The 19,981-nt window shown below is 44.3% G+C and carries 16 protein-coding genes; 9 read left to right on the top strand and 7 right to left on the bottom strand.

All coding sequences use genetic code 11. The features are described from left to right. The first annotated feature begins 1 nt into the window (after position 1). The 3 genes from ACYRYY_RS13390 (at position 2) to ACYRYY_RS13380 (ending at position 5,206) form a co-directional block, all read left to right on the top strand. The gene (locus ACYRYY_RS13390) at positions 2 to 1,426 is read left to right on the top strand and encodes a phosphomannomutase/phosphoglucomutase (RefSeq protein ID WP_460216095.1); all 1,425 of its coding nucleotides are present in this window, start codon (positions 2 to 4) and stop codon (positions 1,424 to 1,426) included. Further along, positions 1,416 to 2,474 (top strand): flavodoxin-dependent (E)-4-hydroxy-3-methylbut-2-enyl-diphosphate synthase, encoded by a 1,059-nt coding sequence (gene ispG, locus ACYRYY_RS13385; protein ID WP_460216094.1) that lies wholly within the window; start codon positions 1,416 to 1,418, stop codon positions 2,472 to 2,474. The genes ACYRYY_RS13390 and ispG overlap by 11 nt, the downstream gene beginning before the upstream one ends. A gap of 176 nt (positions 2,475 to 2,650) precedes the next feature. Beyond that, a complete protein-coding gene (locus ACYRYY_RS13380) occupies positions 2,651 to 5,206 on the top strand; it encodes a putative bifunctional diguanylate cyclase/phosphodiesterase (protein ID WP_460216093.1) in 2,556 nt (851 codons plus the stop codon). Here ACYRYY_RS13380 and ACYRYY_RS13375 read toward each other — a convergent pair. Next, entirely contained in the window at positions 5,203 to 5,709 is a 507-nt protein-coding gene (locus ACYRYY_RS13375; RefSeq protein ID WP_460216092.1) for a hypothetical protein, read from the bottom strand. The genes ACYRYY_RS13380 and ACYRYY_RS13375 overlap by 4 nt on opposite strands. Before the next feature lie 232 nt (positions 5,710 to 5,941). Here ACYRYY_RS13375 and ACYRYY_RS13370 point away from each other — a divergent pair, with 232 nt between their 5' ends. After that, entirely contained in the window at positions 5,942 to 6,607 is a 666-nt protein-coding gene (locus ACYRYY_RS13370) for a Crp/Fnr family transcriptional regulator (RefSeq protein WP_460216091.1), read from the top strand. Here ACYRYY_RS13370 and ACYRYY_RS13365 read toward each other — a convergent pair. After that, positions 6,582 to 6,767, bottom strand: a complete 186-nt coding sequence (locus ACYRYY_RS13365) for a uracil-DNA glycosylase (RefSeq protein WP_460216090.1) — start codon at positions 6,765 to 6,767, stop codon at positions 6,582 to 6,584. The two genes, ACYRYY_RS13370 and ACYRYY_RS13365, sit on opposite strands and share 26 nt — an antisense overlap. Before the next feature lie 80 nt (positions 6,768 to 6,847). On the opposite strand from ACYRYY_RS13365, the gene ACYRYY_RS13360 reads away from it, so the two are divergent. Beyond that, positions 6,848 to 8,773, top strand: coding sequence for a M3 family metallopeptidase (locus ACYRYY_RS13360; RefSeq protein ID WP_460216501.1), 1,926 nt, complete (start codon positions 6,848 to 6,850; stop codon positions 8,771 to 8,773). Positions 8,774 to 8,813: 40 nt separating this feature from the next. Here ACYRYY_RS13360 and feoB (ACYRYY_RS13355) read toward each other — a convergent pair whose 3' ends face one another. Together feoB (ACYRYY_RS13355) and ACYRYY_RS13350 are read right to left on the bottom strand one after the other, a co-directional pair. After that, positions 8,814 to 10,955 carry a ferrous iron transport protein B gene (gene feoB, locus ACYRYY_RS13355; RefSeq protein ID WP_460216089.1) on the bottom strand — a complete coding sequence of 714 codons (2,142 nt, stop codon included), beginning with the start codon at positions 10,953 to 10,955 and terminating at the stop codon, positions 8,814 to 8,816. A 4-nt stretch (positions 10,956 to 10,959) separates the two neighbouring features. After that, positions 10,960 to 11,193, bottom strand: coding sequence for a FeoA family protein (locus ACYRYY_RS13350; protein ID WP_460216088.1), 234 nt, complete (start codon positions 11,191 to 11,193; stop codon positions 10,960 to 10,962). 295 nt (positions 11,194 to 11,488) lie between these two features. Between ACYRYY_RS13350 and ACYRYY_RS13345 the strand changes: the two genes are divergently transcribed. The 4 genes from ACYRYY_RS13345 to ACYRYY_RS13330 all read left to right on the top strand — a co-directional run bounded on the left by ACYRYY_RS13345 (position 11,489) and on the right by ACYRYY_RS13330 (position 15,408). Then, complete coding sequence (locus ACYRYY_RS13345; protein ID WP_460216087.1) at positions 11,489 to 11,731, top strand: FeoA family protein; 243 nt, start codon at positions 11,489 to 11,491, stop codon at positions 11,729 to 11,731. Next, complete coding sequence (gene feoB, locus ACYRYY_RS13340) at positions 11,728 to 14,169, top strand: ferrous iron transport protein B (RefSeq protein ID WP_460216086.1); 2,442 nt, start codon at positions 11,728 to 11,730, stop codon at positions 14,167 to 14,169. Before ACYRYY_RS13345 ends, feoB (ACYRYY_RS13340) begins: the two co-directional genes overlap by 4 nt. 45 nt (positions 14,170 to 14,214) lie before the next feature. Next, a complete protein-coding gene (locus tag ACYRYY_RS13335) occupies positions 14,215 to 14,517 on the top strand; it encodes a hypothetical protein (RefSeq protein ID WP_460216085.1) in 303 nt (100 codons plus the stop codon). A gap of 69 nt (positions 14,518 to 14,586) precedes the next feature. Next, positions 14,587 to 15,408 carry a DUF4198 domain-containing protein gene (locus ACYRYY_RS13330; RefSeq protein WP_460216084.1) on the top strand — a complete coding sequence of 274 codons (822 nt, stop codon included), beginning with the start codon at positions 14,587 to 14,589 and terminating at the stop codon, positions 15,406 to 15,408. A gap of 75 nt (positions 15,409 to 15,483) precedes the next feature. On the opposite strand, the gene tnpA is transcribed toward ACYRYY_RS13330, so the two are convergent. From tnpA to ACYRYY_RS13315, 3 genes are all read right to left on the bottom strand, one after another. Next, positions 15,484 to 15,912 carry an IS200/IS605 family transposase gene (gene tnpA / locus ACYRYY_RS13325; protein WP_460215563.1) on the bottom strand — a complete coding sequence of 143 codons (429 nt, stop codon included), beginning with the start codon at positions 15,910 to 15,912 and terminating at the stop codon, positions 15,484 to 15,486. Positions 15,913 to 16,037: 125 nt separating this feature from the next. Then, a complete protein-coding gene (locus tag ACYRYY_RS13320) occupies positions 16,038 to 16,427 on the bottom strand; it encodes a class II SORL domain-containing protein (RefSeq protein WP_460216083.1) in 390 nt (129 codons plus the stop codon). A gap of 122 nt (positions 16,428 to 16,549) precedes the next feature. Then, positions 16,550 to 19,909: a methionine synthase gene (locus ACYRYY_RS13315; protein WP_460216082.1), complete on the bottom strand. Its 3,360-nt coding sequence runs from the start codon at positions 19,907 to 19,909 to the stop codon at positions 16,550 to 16,552. Positions 19,910 to 19,981: the final 72 nt, after the last annotated feature.

Genomic DNA, 19,981 nt, shown 5'->3' with positions numbered 1-19,981 from the left:
CTTGATCGAAGCTTCAATTTTCAGGGATTATGATGTCAGGGGCACAGTGCCTGATAAACTTTCATACGATGCAGCGGCACTGGTGGCAAATGCGTTTGCCGGAAAACTTTTTAAAGAAAAGGGACGAAAATGTAAAGTTGCAGTGGGCAGAGATGTCCGCCCTTCATCGGAAGAACTATTCCGACACACCGTTCAGGGGCTCATTGACGCCGGAGCAGATGTTCTGGACGCAGGGATATGCCCGTCACCTGTACTTTATTTCACCTCCAAAACAACTGACGCCGACGGATATATAATGATCACAGGCAGCCACAACCCGCCGGAATATAACGGAATGAAGTTCGGAAGCGATGTAAAGGTTTATCATTCTCACATGATTCAGGAAATATACCGCAGCATACTTGAACGGGGTTATATCGATAAAGACGCAAAGGGCTCATTTTCATCAAAAGATATGACTGCTGAATATATTGAGTGGACACTGAATCACTTTATCACGCTGAAGGAAAAAATCAGCCGCCTGCCCAAAAAACCGAAAATTGTAATCGACTGCGGAAACGGCGTGGCATCACGGATTGCTCCTCTGCTTTTTGAAAAGCTCGAAGCGGAAGTAATTCCCCTTTTCTGTGAAGAAGACGGCACATTCCCCAACCATCACCCCGACCCCACAGTGGACAAAAACCTTAAAGATGCAATAGACGCAATAAGTGAACATGGAGCGGATTTCGCAGCAGCCTATGATGGCGATGCAGACAGAATAGTAGCCGTAACATGCTCAGGACATATAATCAGGGGCGATATGCTCCTTGCCGTTTTCGCTGAAGATTTATGCCGACGTGAGAAAAACCCTGTGGTTATCGGTGATGTAAAAGCATCGCAGGCGCTTTATGATATTCTGGAAAAGTGCGGCGCAGAAGCTGTCATGTGGAAGGCGGGGCACTCTATGATAAAAGACAGAATGCTTGAACTGAATGCTCCGCTTGCAGGGGAAACCAGCGCACATATTTTCTTCAATGACCGTTTTTTCGGCTTTGATGACGGTATTTACGCTTCCCTTCGCTTCTTTGAGATATATACGGACAGGCTTCTGGCAGGTGAAATAAAAAACGCTGACGGACTGGTGGAAAACTTTCCTGAATATATTAATACTCCTGAAATACGGCTGGATTTTTCAGATGCTGAAAAATTTTCTTTTGTGGAAAAAGTCAAAAGAGAATTTGAGAATATGCGTAAAAAGTCCGACTTAATTAAAGATATAAACAGCATAGACGGCGTTAGAATAACATTTGAAAAAGGCTGGGCATTGTTGCGTGCAAGCAACACTCAACCGGCTGTGGTTTTACGCTTTGAAGCACTGGACAAAGAAGCCATGGAGAGCTATATTCTTCTGCTGGAGAAAATTACGGGGATGAAAATTGTTTTATAGAACTGATACAAAACAGATTTCTGTCGGCAGTATAAAAATAGGCGGCGGTGCGCCTGTCTCCGTTCAATCCATGACAAATACAGACACCAGAGATATCGAAGCGACTGTCGCCCAAATAAAGCGTCTGGAGGAAGCCGGCTGTGAGATCGTCCGTGTCGCCGTGGTGGACGCTCAGGCGGCGGACGCCATCAAAACAATTAAAAAACAGATAAAAATACCGCTCATAGCAGATATACATTTTGACCACAGGCTCGCTTTGGCAAGCTTTGAAAACGGAGCAGACTGCATAAGAATCAACCCCGGAAATATTGGCGGGGAAGATAAATGTGTCAGGGTGATCCACGCTGCGAAAGCCAATGGAAAATCCATACGCATCGGGGTGAACTCCGGTTCAATTGAAAAAGAAATCAAAAAACAGTACGGTGTCAGTGCGGAAGCTATTGTTCGCTCCGCAGCCGGACACGTAAGACTCTTTGAGAAACATTCATTCACTGATTTCAAAGTTTCGCTTAAAGCAAGCAGCGTTAATCTCTCCATAGCAGCCTACACCCGCTTTGCGGAAGAGTTCCCCTACCCGCTGCATGTGGGTATAACAGAGGCAGGAACGGTTTTTACCGGAACGGTAAAATCCGCAGCAGGCATTGGAGCCGTTCTTTCCAGAGGGATAGGAGATACAATCCGTGTTTCTCTCACGGGGGATCCGGTTCAGGAAGTCAGAGTGGCTTGGGAAATACTGAAATCACTTGAACTCAGGCAGAGAGGAGTTCAGGTTATATCCTGCCCGACCTGCGGCAGAGCAGAAATTGATCTCATAAATCTGGCGGAGGAAACTGAAAAAGCCCTCGCCGCATTTACAACTCCTCTGCACATAGCTGTTATGGGCTGTCCGGTCAATGGTCCGGGTGAAGCCAGAGAAGCCGATTACGGCATAGCCGGAGGCAGAGGACAGGGACTTCTTTTTAAAAAAGGAGAAATTGTAAAAAAAGTTGATGAAAAAAATCTTTTACCCGAACTTCTTAGCATTTTGCGTGAAGACGGTGTAAAATAGTTTGTTGAGATTCATTATCCCGACATAACCATTGAGCAGAAGCAATATATTTTACCGAGAGGTTCTTGCCGTTTATTTGCATATCTCTTAAGCGTTCTTTGCTTTTTCTCATAAAAATAATTATATATAGTTATAATATTATTAATTAACAGACAGGATATGGCTGAAAGACATTTATGAAAAGTATAAAACATTACATACTCGCCTCAACACTTCTGACTGCGTTTCTGGTTTTCGCAGGCGTTTATACAATCAGCTCATATTCCTATAATAAGCTTCTTCTGGGTTATGCGGATAAAACAGCACGCATAATGCTTGAACAAGCGTTTGACACCCTCTACATCGCTATGGAACGGGGTGCATCCAGAGAAGAGCTTGAATACATAATGGAAAATATCACAAAATCATTTGGCAACAGTGATATGTCCATAGAGCTTTACAGAGGCTACGCCGTAAGCGAAATGTTCGGATATATCAGAGAACACGAGCCGGACGATCTTGTTAAGGAGGCTTTCCGCACAGGCAGCATGCACACTGTGCATTCCAGCGATTCGCTTACAGAAGTGATGCCTGTTATAGCGGAAAAACCCTGTCTCGAATGCCATGACAACGTCATTGAAGGCGATATCATGGGAGTAATAAGAACAACACAGAACTTTTTCTTCCTTCAGGATAAAACTGCACGGAACATCCGCCTTCTTCTCACTGTTATCCTTCCTGTCCCCCTTCTTATAGGTGTTGTAATATCCTTTTTTGTCTCACGCAGACTCAAACAGATGCTGGATAAGCTCCATACAAGCATAAGCAACATAAACTCGGTTGAAGATCTAAGCTCCATGAGCATGCAGAGAAGTGATTTTCATCTCACAGAGGTTGCGGCAATAAACGAAGAAATTGAAGAACTTGCGGGAAGACTGCGAAGCATAGCCACAGACAATGATACCCTTCAGTTTCAGATAAGACTCATGGAACGTCTTGTAATAACCGCTGAAGCCATAACAGACTGGGTGGACTACACCAAAAAGCTTCTTCGCAGCGTAAACTCCGTTGTTTACTGTCAGGCATTGTTTGCTGTTTTTAAAACAGATAATACCTATGAGCTGTTTATCTTCTGGAACCATAATCCAGATACCGAAACAAAGATGGCTTTTGAGGAAGCAGTTTTTGACATACCCATGCTCAAAAGCATCTTCAACGACAGCCCACCCTCAATAAAGCACTACGTGGCGGAAGTGGGCAAAGATCTGGTGAAAATGCGCAAGGAAGAGATCGAAGCGCAGCTTAAAAATATAACCTTTCCGGAAAGACGTATCGGAAACATCACCGGAATAGGCATTCAGACACCGTTTAACGAGGACAGGTCACAGTCAATAGTTGTGGACAGCATCCTGACCACGCTGATGAATGTTGTTGGTTCGGTTAAAGCAATCCACCTTTACACCAAGGATGTTGAGTTTTTTGCAACCAGAGATCCTCTCACAAACCTGCACAACCAACGCATGTTTTGGGATCTGCTTAAGGCTGAAACAAAAAGAGCGGAAAGGCACAAATCATGGTTCTCTCTGGTGGTGCTGGACTTTGACAACTTCAAGCTTATAAACGACGTCTACGGTCACGCATTCGGCGACAAACTGCTGCAGAGATTCGCTGAAAAACTGAAAACCACCGGGCGGGAAGAAGACATAGTGGCACGCTACGGCGGGGATGAATTTACAATAATTCTGCCGGAAGCGGACGAGGAAAACGCATACGCAGTTGTCCAGCGCATCAAAACGAGTCTGGATGCAGTAAACGTACTTGCACCGGACGGAAAAAACATAAAAGCAACCACATCAATAGGCATAGCCAGCTATCCATTTCACGCTGATGAGGACAAAAAACTTTTCCTTGTCGCCAGCAACATGATGTACAAGGCGAAAAGAGAAGGCAAAAACCGTATATGCGCTCCCACAGGTGAGGATATTATCAACAGTCTTAAAGAGATAGGTGTAAAAAACCAGATAATACTCAACGCCATAGAAAACAAAAGCCTTATCCCCTATTTTCAGCCGATCATGTCTCTTTCTGACAATAAAGTCGCCGTGCATGAACTCCTTATGCGCATACCTGTGAACGGCAGGATAATGCCTGCTGCGGAATTTATTGATGATGCCGAGTTAATGGGTGTTATGCACAGAATGGATCTTATGCTTATGGAGAAAGCTTTTGCAGAAATTAAGCAGGCAGGCTATGAGGGGTGGCTTTTCGTCAACCTCTCCCCGAAATCATTGATGATGGAGGAGTTCGCATCACAAATCCTTGGGCTTGTAGAGAAATATGGAGTGGATAAAACCCGCATCGTATTTGAAATAACGGAAAGAGAAACGGTTAAGAATATCTCCCTCCTTGCCCATTTTATAACAAAACTCAAGGAAGAAGGATTCCTTTTCGCCATAGATGATTTCGGTTCAGGCTTCTCTTCCTTTCAGTACATCAAGAGTTTCCCCATTGATTTCATCAAGATAGAAGGCGACTTCATCCGAAATATAATCAATGATGATGTGGACAAGGCATTCGTTAAAAGTGCGCTGACCCTTGCCGCCGAGCTGAAAATCCGTACAGTGGCGGAATTTGTTGAAAATGGTGAAGTTCTGAACTCTCTCAAGGAGCTGGGCGTGGATTATGCTCAGGGCTATTTTATCGATAAACCAGCGCCTGCTCTTCTTGAAAACAATACTCTTAAAAGCTTTTAACCCCTGCGGAGCCTGTAAGAAGCTGCTTCCAGAGCCTCATAGAGAGCCTCCGGCAGTTCACCGGAATTTTTCTCCGTTTCTTTTAGAGCTGATGCAAGGGCGTCTGCAAGCGGTGAAACGTTTCCGCCTCCTGAGGCGTCCTTCACCATGGCAACCAGCCTTCCGGCTACAGAATCTACACTGTAGTAGCCTCTGCCCCGAACAAGGTCCTCAAGCCGTTCAAGCTCTTCATTATTACCGCCAAAGCCATATTCATCTTCAAAATAGCTGTCATTTCCGCCGGAAAGCAGATCCTCATAAGCAAACCACGTTTCCGCCATTTCATCAAAGAGCCTTGCGGCTCCTGCAATAACAGCATTCTGAGCCTCTTTAAGCCCGCTCCCTGCTTTTTCCAGCAGTATCTCTTCAAAATCAAGACCTTCCGCTTTAGTTTCTTTTTGCGGAGCATTACCCTGCTTGTCCTGATTCAGACCTTTCACAGCCTGATTCAGCCGTATGTCCATTTTTCACCTCTAAATACTGTCCTGAAATATCCCGGAAGGGAAGGTTGCGCCGAAATCACCTTCCAGGATCGATCCAATCGGCGATCATAATCCTGATCTTTAAGAATAATTTACGATCATTCGTTAAAAATAACACAAGAGCTTTTAAAAGGGTTATGTGCAAATAATTTGTAAAGGCTGTTGAAAACCACTGCTAAAAATTATATGGTGGGAAAAGGCATGGAGGAGCGTCATGAGTCTTGCAGAGGAACTGAAAAATGTTGAACTTTTTTCGAGGGTGGAGATATCAAGACTTGAAAAAATTTCGCAGACAATGAAAACCAAAAAGTTTGAAAAGGAAGAAACTGTTCTCCACAGAGGCGACGCAGGCACAGAACTCTGCATTGTTCTCTCCGGTTCTTTCCGTGCAGTCCTCATTGATGAAGACGGAGACGAGATCCTTCTGCACCGTTTCGGAAAATATGACATTTTCGGAGAATTCAGCCTCATCGACCAGAAAGAACGTGCGGGAACAATCATAGCAGACGAGGAATCAAGCCTCTGCAAAATAGGAAGAGAACCCTTTCTCCGACTTATGAGAGAAGAACCGGAAGTTGCCATCACAATGCTCCAGATACTTGTGGGAAGGCTCAGAAAATCGGACGAACTTATAGAATCACTGGCATTTCTTAATGTCAAAGAAAGGATACTGAAACAGCTTTTTGACATAGCAAAGGAAAACGGCGACAAAAACGGAAACTATACAAGAATAAAAAAGCTTACTCATCAGGAAATAAGTTCAATGATCGGAGCATCCAGAGAATCTGTCACCAAATGTATGAAAATACTTAACCTTGAAGGGCATATCAAAATAAAAGGCGACAACCTCTATCTCAGGGAGTCTTGCCACCCTTATTAGACTTTTCCGTGAAATACTGGCAGGGCATACCGGAGGAGCGGAACACCGAAAGAGACGGCATAAGTTTCGACTTAAACCCCAGTATTCTGCATCCGTGGGGCATATTCTCTTCCCATGTCACATAGTAGCCTTCGCACTTGTAGCAGTTTATCCTTTTCATCTTTTTAAAACCTGACCCCTTGTATCTGATTTCAGGGATGATATATTATCAGTAATTCAAAATAAGTTAAAGAGGTTATGATGTTCGCTCAATACTCCGTTGATATCCTGAAGAACAAAGAAAATGAGATAAAAGAAGCCATTGAAAACACTAAGAAGCTTGCAAACGAACTCTGCCGTCTGGAAAGTCCTGATTACGACAGTTTTATGAAGCCTCTGGAAAAAGCGGGAGCAGAAATATCAAAGCTTTTTTTCCCCGTGGGTCATTTAAACAGCGTCTGCAACAGTAAAGAAACACAAGATTTATACGCTGCCTGCATTCCAATACTGAGCGACTATTCAACATGGTTCAGCCAGAATGCTGAAATTATGAAAGCTGTGAAAAAAATAGCAGAGAGAGAAGACCTCACTCCTTCAAGGCGTAAATCTGTTGAAGACACTCTCCGCAGTTTCAGACTGGGAGGCGTTGATCTTCCTGAAGAAAAAAAACAGCGTGTAAAGGAAATATCACTCGCATTAAGTGAGCTTGGCAACGCATTCTTTCAGAATCTTCTTAATGCCACAGCCGCTTTTGAACTTGAGATAACCGATCCTGCCGATGTTGAAGGAATGCCTGAGAGCGATCTTGCGGGAATCAAAACAGAAAAAGGCTGGAAGCTTACTCTCCAGATGCCCGTCTACATAGCCTATATGACACACGGCAGAAACAGAGAGATCAGAGAGAAGCTCTACAAAGCATACTGCACAAGAGCGCCTGAAAACGGTCAGGTTATCGAAAATACCATGCGCCTGCGCCATGAGCTGGCACAGCTTACAGGCTTTAATAACTACGCAGAATACTCGCTGGCATCAAAAGATGCCGATAGTCCGGCGGATGTGCTGAATCTGCTGAATACCCTTCTTGAGAGAGTTAAAGGTCATGCTGAAAAAGAGATTGAAGAACTCAAAAACTTCTTTGGTCAGGAGCTTGAAGCCCATGACTTTATGTTCGCCTCAGAGCAGTACAAAAAACACCTTTTCGGCTTTGATGAAGAGCTTTACAGACCCTATTTTGAAAAAAATAACGTTACAGACGGAATGATACGATTCCTTGAGCGCATGTTTTCCCTTGAATTTGTAAAGAAAGACGAACCGGCTTGGCACGAAAGTGTGGCTGTGTACGATATATCCAGAAACGGGAAAGAATTCGCCCGCATATACATGGATCTGGAAGCCCGCAAAGAGAAGCGTGACGGCGCCTGGATGAATGACTGGATAACAAGGCACACTGAAGACGGAACGGTTGTACCTGCAACGGCTATAATAGCCGCCAACTTTCCTGCATCAAAGGACGGTCACCCTTCACTCCTCAGACACAGAGATGTGGTAACCCTGTTTCATGAGATGGGGCACGCTCTGCACCACCTGTGCAGTGAAGTTGATGAAGCAGATGTAAGCGGTATCAACGGAGTGGAGTGGGACGCGGTGGAGTTTCCCTCGCAGTTCCTTGAACTTTTCGCATATGAGGAAGATGTGCTTTCCATATTCGCCCGCCATTTCCGCACAGGAGAGACGATTCCAGCCGAAATGGTGGACAAACTCAAAGAGGTGCGCAGCTATCATGCAGCACTTACCATAATCAGGCAGGTTGAGTTTGCAACGTTTGATATGCTGATACATCAGAAACTCTGCACAGAAGCCGATGTCCAGGAGATTCTTGATAAAGTCAGGGAAAAAACGTCCCTGATAAAGCCTCCGGCTTACAACAGATTCCAGAACGGATTCAGCCATATTTTCTCCGGCGGATATGCAGCAGGGTACTACAGCTATAAATGGGCAGAACGAATGAGCGCTGACGCTTTCATGGAGTTCAAAAAACAGGGTATTTTCAATCAGGAGCTTGCGGAAAGATACTTTAACATTATCCTGAAAAATGGCGGAAGCCGCAAAGCAATGGAATTATACAGAGACTTTATCGGACGTGAACCGGGCATTGAAGGAATGCTGGAACTTGAAGGAATTAAATAGAAAAAAGTCCCCGGGTTTCCGGGGACTTTTCAGTATATTCTTACATGAGGCTTGCAATGTTGTAGGTTATCGCAGCCGCTATGAATGCTATTATTGTGTAACCGAACAGGGTAAATGCACCCCATTTTCTGCTGCCTGTTTCCTTTACTATAACAACCATAGTAACAAAGCAGGGAGCATACATCATAGTGAAAACTATGAGAGCAAGCGCCGTGGCTTTTGACCAGTCAGGATCGTTTGCCAGCCTTTCTGAAAGGGGAGCAAACTCCTCCACATCCACTTCGCCGAGTGAGTAGGCTGTTCCCAGAGTTGAAACCACAACCTCTTTAGCGGCAATACCGGCTATGACGGCAATATTTGTTCTCCAGTCAAACCCTGCAAGCTTGCTGACAGGTTCCATTGAAGTACCGATCATGCCTGCATATGAGCCTCTAAGTTCTTCTGCGGCAGCAAGGTTTTCAATTTCAGCAATTGCTTCTGCCTGAGCATCCTCATCAGTAACAGTGCTTTCAACCTGAGCTATCAGATCTTCATAGTAGGCTGCTCTTTCTTCGCCCATGCCGGGGAATGTCATAAGTGCCCAGAGAATTACAGAAACAGCAAGGATAAACGTACCTGCTTTTCTTACGTACATCCATGTTTTCTCCCATGCGTGGAACAGAAGACCTTTAAGCGTGGGAATTCTGTAAGGGGGAAGTTCCATAATAAATACAGAATTGTCACCCTTAACTATGGTCATGCCGAGCAGTTTCGCCATTATAAGAGCAAGAAGCCAGCTAGCCAGAGTGATACCAAGCATAAGTCCGCCTTTGCTTCCCGGCCAGAAAGCGGCGATAAGAAGGGCATAAACAGGGAGCTTCGCTCCGCAAGCCATGAAGGGAGCAGTAAGTATGGTAAGGAGTCTTTCTTTTGTACCTTTGATAGTTCTCGCAGCCATAACGCCGGGGATTGCACATCCGCCTGCTATACCGCCTGCGACTATGTAAGGCACAACCGAGCTTCCCTGAAGACCGAAAGCACGGAATACACGGTCAAGCATATACGCTATCCTTGTCATATAGCCGGTGTCTTCAAGGATCGCAATTATGAAGAACATAAACAGAATAAGGGGTGCAAAACCAAGAACTCCGCCCACACCGTCAATGATGCCTGAAATCACAAGGGATTTTAAAAGACCTTCAGGAAGCGCAGCATCAGCCACTCCGCCCAGCCAGCCGAAAAAGCTTTCAAGCCAGCCCACGGGTGTTTCACTCGCCCAGAAGGTAAATTCATAAAGACCGTAAAGAACAGCGATCATGATAACAGGACCAAGAACTCTGTTAGTAAGGAGTCTATCGGCTTTATCGGAAAGATACAGCCTTTCGGTTTCGTTCTCTTTTTTTACTACATCTTTGAGAACAGATTTCAAATAGCCGTATCTGTAGTCTGCAATAATTGTTTCCGGATATGTATCAAGAGTTCTTTTCAGGTGTTTTTCAACTCTTTCAACTATGGCAGAAAGCCTGCTGTGAACATCTGTAAAGGCTTCGCCTTTTTTCATAACCTCAGCATCATTCTCAAGATATTTAAGAGCGGTCCACCTTGCGGGGTAGCTCTCTGTGAGAAATGCATTTTCGGTAATAATCTCTTCCATCTCCTCAAGAGCCGGATCAAGATCGCTTCCGTAAGAGATTCTGAATTTTCTGCCTTGAGCTTTGAATTTCAGTATACCTTCAAGAAGCTCTTTTTTGCCGACACCGTCTCTGGCTATAGTTTTGACAACAGGAACACCGAGTTTTTCAGAGAGAAGTTCAGCGTTAACACGGATATTTCTCTTCTCTGCCATGTCGATCATGTTGAGAGCCAACACAAGGGGTTTATCAAGCTCCATGAGCTGAACAGCAAGATACAGGTTACGCTCAAGGTTGGAAGCATCAACAACGTCAACTATGATATCGGGGTTTGTAGTTGTTATGAAATCTCTCGCCACTACCTCTTCCAGTGAATAAGCAGTAAGCGAGTAAGTTCCGGGAAGGTCGGTGAGTATTATTTCGTTGCCGTCGTAGTGAACTTTAGCCTCTTTCTTCTCAACCGTAACTCCGGGGTAGTTTGCCACTTTGTAATGAGTACCGGCGATAAGGTTGAAAAGGGTTGTCTTGCCGCTGTTGGGGTTGCCCGCCAAAACTGCTTTTAATGCTGACATATCATCACCCCTTCACTTCAACATATATGTTGTCTGCTTCGCTGTTTCGCAGGGTAACAACCGTGTCGTTAACTTTGAGAGCAACCGGATCATAAAGAGGCGCTCTGCCTGTAACAAATATTTCAGCACCCACGGAAATACCTATGTCACGTATGCGGCGGCAGACTTCGCCTTCACAGTTTATTTTGGTAACCTTGCCTTTCTGGTTAACCTTCATATTTCTTAATAAGACTTCCAAATTAACCTCCTCCAATTTTACTTAGAGTACCTATATATATTATGCAATCTAAAATTAATTAGCGATATATAACTATGTTCCTAGCATGTCAATAGGGAATATTTAATTGATAGTTAATCTCATATCTATTTTCTAACCACCGTTCTTAATATGTTTTCATTTTTCGGTCTATATAAAAATGTTAGCTCGTTTAATAAGTAAAAAAACAAAAAAATCATTGCATAAAAAAAACTAATGTATTAAAAGCTAAGTTTATTAAGCATGTCTAATACAATAATTTGAAATCAGGTGGCGTATGTCCGAAAAGAAAATTCTGCCTCTCTCTGAGATGCAGACCAACCAGAAAGGTCGAATCAGAACATATTCCGTTCAGGGGCTTCTGAAACAGAAGCTGTATAATATGGGCTTTATTCCGGGCTCTGAGATCCTCATGGTGCGGACAGCGCCTTTAATGGATCCCATAGAAGTTATGATTCAGAACTATTTTGTGACAATCAGAAAAGACGAAGCAAAAATAATCGAAGTGGAAGTAATATGATAAAAGTTGCACTGGCAGGACAGCCAAACTGCGGTAAATCCACTATTTTTACAATGCTCAGCGGCGTTAATCAGCACATAGCCAACTACCCCGGCGTTACTGTTGATAAAAAAACAGCATACCTCAGCCACGGCGGTGAAAAGATCGAGGTTGTGGATTTGCCCGGAACCTATTCATTCAGTTCTTTTTCCCTTGAAGAAAGAGTGGCAAAAAACTATCTGATTGACGAAAACCCTGATGTAATCCTCAATATTATTGACGCTTCTAACATTAAGAGAAGTCTTTACCTCACTTTTCAGCTTCTGGAGCTGGGCAGACCGGTCGTCATAGTCCTTAATATGATGGATGTGGCAAAAAGACGAGGACTGGATATAGATGCAGGCAAGCTTTCCGAAATGCTCAAGGTCAGAGTGGTAGAGGCTGTCGGTTCAAGGAATATCGGCAAAAAAGATATTCTTTCATCCATTCTGGAAGCCAACTCCCACAAGGCAACAGGTTTTGAAATAAACTACGAAGAACTTGAGCCCTACATAGCCCGTTTCACAGAAAAGATCAGCATTGAATCGGAAATCGCACCCAGATGGTTTGCCATAAAAGCACTGGAGGCCGATGATACGGTTCTTGCCAAAGCCGGAATACCCAAAGAGGAGATGGATGAGCAGTACAAGAAGATTCACTCCGAGCATAACATTGATATAGACTCTTTCCTTGCCGCAATAAGATACCAGAGCGCAGACTACCTGTATCATAAATCAGTTAAGGAAGCATCGGAAAAAAAGGAGACACTCACCTCCAAGGCAGATAAAATAATCCTTAACCGCTGGCTGGCGTTTCCTTTTCTTGCCGGTGTAATTTATCTGGTTTATCAGCTTTCAATAGTTCTGGGTTACAAACTGACAAACTACACATGGCCTTATCTTGCTATGGTCAAAAATTTTATAATCTCAATTCTGCCTGAACCGCAGTTCATCGATGTACCTATGCTTACTGATTTCGGTATTTGGATGACTAACAGTGCCCTTGCGCTGCTGAACTACGTTCCCATATTCCTTATACTGTTCGCTCTAATTGCGATAATAGAAGATATAGGCTATATGCCCCGCATAGCTTTCATTCTGGATAGGCTGTTCAAACGTTTCGGGCTGCACGGCCAATCCACCCTGCCCCTTGTCCTCGGAGGAGCGTTTATCGGAGGCTGCGCCGTTCCCGGCATAATGGCAACAAAAGGAATAGCCGATGACAGGGCAAGGCTTGCCACTATTCTGACAGTGCCTTATATGAACTGCCTTGCAAAAGTTCCTTTTTATGCTCTTCTACTCGGTGCTTTTTTTGAAGGGCAGATGACAACAATGATGTTTTTTATATCAACAGTGACAATATTTATTGCACTCAGTGTTGCCAGAATCATCACCCTTACTTTCCTTAAAAACAGAGAAACCGCTCCGTTCGTAATGGAGCTTCCCCCTTACCACCTTCCTACACTCAAAGGGGTTGTTCTCCGTTCATTCCAAAGGGTTTGGCTTTACATCAAAAAAGTTGGCAGTATAGTCCTTGCCGTTGCGGTGGTGCTTTTTGTTCTCCTGCAGTTTCCCGGAGCTTCTGACGAAGTTGTAAGTGAAATGAGGGCAGATGCCGATGCGGCGCTTGTCAAGTTTGATCAAGCTGCCAAGAAAACCCAATATTATGAAACTCTTAAAGATAAAGAAAATGTGTATAAACTGGTAAATCTGTATAACTCCTACAGGGCTCAAAAAATGATCGCCTCCTCACCGGAGGCCGCAGAAAAGCTTGATATGGCGTTCAGAGAAGCTAACCCTGTACTTTTCGGATTCATCTCTCCGGATGATGCGGATCAGAAAAAGATCAACAGAGAAGTAAGAGGGCTCGCCAGAACAAGCCAGACTATCCTTAACAAACTGAAATCCGAAAAGATTGAAACCTCTTTCCTCGGCATGTTCGGCAAATCGCTGGAACCTGTGACTCAGTTTGCAGGATTTGACTGGCGTGTGAACGTTGCCTTCTTAAGCTCATTTGCCGCAAGGGAAAGCGCTGTTGCCACCATCGGCTCAATATATGAATCGGGCAAAACTGATGCCAGAGCAGAGGAAGCCATATCAGAAGACGGTCTCTACACACCTCTGCATGCAGTTGCCATGCTCATATTCATGATACTCACACCGCCCTGCATAGCGACAATGATAGTTGTCCGCATGCAGTCAGGTTCATACAAATGGATGGTTTTTGCCATCTTCTTTCCCATGCTTCTGGGTGTGGTTATGGCTTCGGTATTCTTTAACATAGGCATGCTGTTCAGTCTCACAGGCGTTCAGACCATGCTTGCATTTTATCTGTTCATGCTTGCCTCAGCCATAATACTAGGTTTTGTCAAAGGAAAATCAATCAACTGGAAAGGCGGGTATCTTGAAAAAAACCAGTAAAAGCGATAACGCCGTAAACGGCGAAAGAAATAAAGAGGTGGAATTATGAAAAAGTTAATTATTGTTCTTGCTGTTGTACTTTCAGCATCAATGGCGTTTGCCCACACGGCACTTATGGCTTGCTTTGATGAAGGTGACGGAACAGTTACATGCGAAGGCGGATTCAGTGACGGAAGCAGTGCAAGCGGCACTAAATTTCGTGTTGAAGCAGGCGGAAAAACAGTTTTTGAAGGGAAGTTCAACGAAAACAGTGAAATCAACTTCAAAAAACCAGCAGGCGATTATCAGGCTGTTCTTGATGCAGGCGCAGGTCACAAAGTTGTAGTTCAGAGCAAGGATATAAACTGACAAACAGCCTGCTGCGGAGCAGGCTTTTGTTTAAATAAGCACAAATTTAATTAAGGAAAGGAGTCAATGATGAAAAAAGCGATTATGCTTACCCTTGCGCTCACGGTTTTTACTGCAATGAGCGCATCTGCACATTTTCAGATGCTTTACACCCCTGAATCAGCCCTTGACAAAGGTGAAACAATTCAGCTCAGACATGTTTTCACTCACCCCTTTGCAGATGAACACACAATGGACATGGGTAAACAGCATGACAGCGACACCCTTGCCCCTGTGGAAGAGTTTTTTGTGGTGAACAAAGAGAAAAAAACAGACCTTAAAAGCACTCTCAAACCCATTGAATTCAAAGGAAACAAAAACTCCGGCAAAGGCTTTGCATCTGAATATAAAGCAAGAAGCATGGGCGACCATGTGCTTGTAATCGTTCCTGCTCCTTACTATGAAGCAAATGAAGAGGCATACATTCAGCAGATAACCAAAGTTGTTGTGAATGTTGCCGGCGCACCAACTGATTGGGACGCTGACCTCGGACTTAAAGCAGAAATTGTTCCTCTTACAAAACCCTACTCCATCTGGACAGGCTCAACCTTCACAGGCATAGTAATGAGTGAAGGAAAACCTGTTCCTTTTGCTGAAATAGAAGTCGAGTACCTTAACCATGAAGTTGATCTGGCTAAAAATGCCATGGGCAAAGCAAAGGTCAAGGCTCCTCAGGACAGCTTCGTGACTCTGGGAATCAAAGCAGATCAGAACGGAAAATTCACTTTCGGTCTTCCTAAAGCCGGATGGTGGGGATTCGCTGCTCTTGGTGTCGGTTCTGATGACCAGTATAAAGGCAAAGAACTTAGCCAGGATGCTGTTATTTGGGTTCAGGTAAAGGATATGAAATAAGCTGCCTGAGTGCGGCAATAGATACCCCCGGGTAAACCCGGGGTTCTATGCTTTCGCCATGCTATCGCATGTTTTTTACAGCTCAATCTTGAGCTGTCCTGAATCCTGTTGCCCTTGCATTTCGACGTAATTTTTAATTACGTCTTCATTCAAACCAATACTGCTAACGAAGTAGCCTGGCGACCACACTATATTTTCATTCCAGTATACTTTTTCTAACCAATCAAAAAATTTTCGCATACGGGAAGCCAATTGGCTTTTTAATCTACCCATAACATCTGAAATACTATATTTGGAAGGAATAATTATAACCATATGCAAATGATCTAAGTCAAAGCCAATGGCTTCTATTTCAACGCCAGGCATACTTCTCAATAAACTGGGCAACGTTTTACGAATATAAGAACAGACACCAGGCTTCAGGATCTTTCGACGGTATTTACAAACCCAAACTACATGATATTTCAAGTAATAAGCACTGTGAGAGGTCTTAATGATTTCCATAGAAAAGTATACCGTCGAAAGGCTCATTCATCCACGCTTAAAAGCGTGGTGTTCTGTCTTCGACCGCATAAAAAAAGGCGGGGCTTTAAGCTCCGCCTTTTGTATTTTCAAGTTAAAAAAAATCCTTAAAACTTAACTTCTGCTGATGATTCCCACAAGCCGTGGATATTACAGTAGCTCACTGCAAGAAGTGTTCCGGGAGCGTTGAGTTTAACCTTTGCAGTGCCGAAAGGCTCTGTATAAGCCGAACCCTGATTTGCGCCTTTGGTTGATTCGCCGTGAGCGACAAACTCAAATTTGGCAAGCTGGGTAACGGGACCTTCACCTTCGGGTTTGAAGTACAGCGCTATCCAGTTAATGAAATGCTCTGTGGTGTTGGGGTGGGGAATTTCTTTACCCACTGAAACCGTAACAACGAAAGGCTCGCCGGCTTTTACACCTGCGGGGAGTTCGATAACCGGAACGTGTTTCTCGCTTTTGAAGTCTGCGCTTTTAACAAATTGTCCTATTGCCATTTTGCTGCCTCCTTTTAATTTATATGCTTTGTTAAGTATATCACTTAAACTTAGTAAGAACATCCTATCCCGCAATTAAGATTTTTGCAAGATATTAATACTTATTTTATCTTGTTTTCTATCTATTTTATAACAAAGTATTTTGCATGGCGGTTATGAACAATAATCGCACTGGTGGTAAACTCAGGAACCATCTCGCCGTTCTCCGTAACATGAATTCCCAGCATGTCAGCTTCAAGCACATCCGCCATCACTGCGTTTCCGTCCAGATCGGGGCACGCAGGGTAGCCGAAGCTGTATCTGCGCCCCTGATATTTCATGGAGATTATACCGTCCGGCGTTTTTGCGTCCAAGCCGCCGATACCCATCTCTTTTCTCATCACCTTGTGCCAGTATTCCGCCAGAGCCTCGGTGAACTCCGTGAAAAGCCCGTGATACATAAAATACTTCTTATAATCGCCCGCCGCATACAGCCTGGCGGAGAACTCCTCCGGTCTTTTACCTATGGTAACAAGGCTTAAACCAACCACATCAAACCCCTGCTCTTTCGGCAGAAAATAGTCAGCAAGGCAAAGCTGCGCACCTTTTGACTGGCGAGGGAACAGAAAGCGTGTTTTCTCAGTTTTTTTATCTGCCTCATAAATGACCAGATAATCTCCCTCTGTATTGCAGGGGTAGTACCCATATGAAACTGCGGGATTCAGAAGACCTTTCGACAGAGCATTTTTATAAATTTCCCTGTATTCAGGAAATGCGGTTTCCATTATCAGGTGGTCAAACTCCTCTTCAGTGAGCCCCTTCTTTTTATATGACCATCTGTTTGTAAAAAGGGTTGTTTTATTTAAGTATTTTTCCACTTCAGCAGGGTCAATATCAAAAACAATTTTATTGCCGAAAAAAGGCGGAACAGGGATATCCCCGTAAGTAATCGGTTCTGTTTTTTCCTCAACTGTATCGTATGACGTTTTAACTTTAGCAGGTTTTGTTTCTTTTTTAGCCTGTGTTCTTCCGTCCAGAACCTTAAGAGCATCGAAGGCGTCACGGCAGTAGAAAACATGTCCGGGCATGATGGTATCACATTCGTTTGCCACAAACCCTTCTGTCAGCGCTGCTCCGCCGAGAAGAACCTTTTTCTCAAGCCCGTGCTTTTTAAGCTCCTCAATATTTTCTTTCATTATAACTGTGGACTTCACAAGAAGACCGCTCATCCCTATGGCATCAGCACCGACTTCAATGGCTTTTTTGATCATTTCCTCAACCGGAACCTTGATCCCAAGATTGTAAACGGTAAAGCCGTTGTTGGAGAGTATGATATCCACAAGGTTTTTGCCTATATCATGAACATCGCCCTTTACAGTAGCGAGAACAATTTTACCCTTTGATTCCGTCTCATTTTTTTCCATGAACGGTTCAAGGATCTTCACTCCCTCTTTCATCACCTCAGCGGACTGAAGAACAAAAGGAAGAAGCATCTTGCCGCTGCCGAAAAGCTCACCTACCTCCTGCATTGCAGGAAGCATAAGATTATTAATTATATCAATAGCTTTACGCTCACACTGAAGAGAATCAAGAACCTCTTTCAGCCCTTTTTTCTCACCACGGAGTATCATGCGTTTTATTCTGTCCGCAGGGGGAAGCTGTGCATCCGCCTGTTCATCCTTAATTGCCGTTCTGTCCTGAAAGTGGTTTATGAATGCGGTAAGCGCACCCTCTTTCCCATGAATCAGATCCAGACTGAGCTTCATATCCTCATCGTTTATCATAGCAGGTGGAAGAATCTTGCCCGCATGGACAATTGCCATGTCAAGCCCCGCTTTAACAGCTTCGTGGAGGAAAACAGAGTTAAGAACAGGCCTGCTCTGTGCGGACAGACCGAAGGACACATTACTGAGCCCCAGAACAGTTTTCGCACCCTTAAGCCTTTCCTTTATCATCTTTATGGCGTTCAGTGTTTCCACAGCAGCCATTCTTAAAGTTTCATCCCCGCTGCCGATGGAGAAGGTCAGCGGATCTATTATAATATCCTCCGGCGGGAGACCGTATTCACCGCTCCAGACATTATAAAGCTTTTCGGCTATGGAGAATTTCTCCTCCGCTGTCATTGCCATCCCTTTTTCATCTATGGTGAGAGCAATGGAAGCCGACGGGAATCTTTTTATCATTTTAAGGATTGTGTGCAGTTTTTCTCCGCCGTCTTCAAAGTTTATGGAGTTGATTACAGGTTTTCCGCCGCAGAGTTTGAGGGCTTTTTCCAGAACAGAGGGCTCTGTGGAGTCTATAACAACAGGTACGGTGAGTGTTTTATTAAGCTCAAAGATGAACCTGCCCATATCCTGTTCTTCGTTTCTGCCTGCGTAAGCGACGCATGCATCTATAAAGTGAGCGCCTTCACCTTCCTGATTTCTGGCTACGGCGAGCATTCCATCTGAATCTCCCCCAAGGAGCAGCTCACGGAAAGCTTTACTTCCGTTTGAGTTTGCCCTTTCTCCAATGAGAGAAGGTGCAGGGTTCTGGCTCAGGGGCATGGAAGTGTAAAGACTGGCACATACGCCGATGTATGGTTTTATTACAGGTTCTTTTCGTTTCTTGGTGTCGATAACCTCACGGAGGGCTTTGATATGCGCCGGAGTTGTTCCGCAGCATCCGCCTGTTATATTGACGGGATATTTATCCATAAGCTCACCGGCTATGGTAGCAAGCTTTTCAGGAGTCATGCTGTAAACAGTTTTTCCGCCTATATTTTCCGGCAGACCGGCGTTCGGTATGCACGAAATATCACCATTCCAGTTTTCAGAGATGGTTTTCACCGGTCCGAACATCATGTCCGGTCCGGTTGCGCAGTTCAGCCCAACAGAATGAATGGGATAACCGCTTAAAACAGTGCATACAGCGGAGAGGTCAGTACCCATCAGCATACTGCCTGTGCTTTCCACGGTTACTGAAACCATTACGGGAAGATCTGCGTTTTCCTCTTTCATAGCGTCAAACACTCCGAGAAGAGCCGCCTTGACCTGAAGCAGATCCTGACATGTTTCTATAATAAGCAGATGCACTCCGCCTTTGATGAGACTTTTAGCCTGACGCATGTACATCGCATGCATATCATCAAATGATATCTGTCCCAGACTGGGGAGACGTGTACCCGGACCGATGGAGCCTGCTGCAAACTTTCCGTATTCCGTTGCTGTTTTAACTGCTATCTGAGCGCCCTTGAGATTGATTTCATCCACCATATCCTCAAGTCCGTACTCACGCATTACAAGCTCTGTTCCGCCGAAAGTATTTGTTTCCACAACATCTGCACCGGCATCAAGATAGCTTTTGTGAATGGATTCTATAATATGCGGAGCGGCGATGTTAAGCCATTCGCTGCAACCGCTTTTACCCTGCCATATATCTTCGCCGATTTCAAAGTTCTGTATGGATGTACCCATTGCACCATCAAAAAGAACAATATTTTCCGAGGCGAATTTCCTGAACATAACTACTCCTTGGCATACGCACGCACTTTAAATTGAAAGGAAACTATAGTATCATTATAAAACAAAATACGG

It is taken from the genome of Geovibrio sp. ADMFC3 (assembly GCF_054687035.1).
The sequence above is the reverse complement of the archived record's forward strand: the minus strand, read 5'-3'. Positions and strand labels throughout refer to the sequence as shown.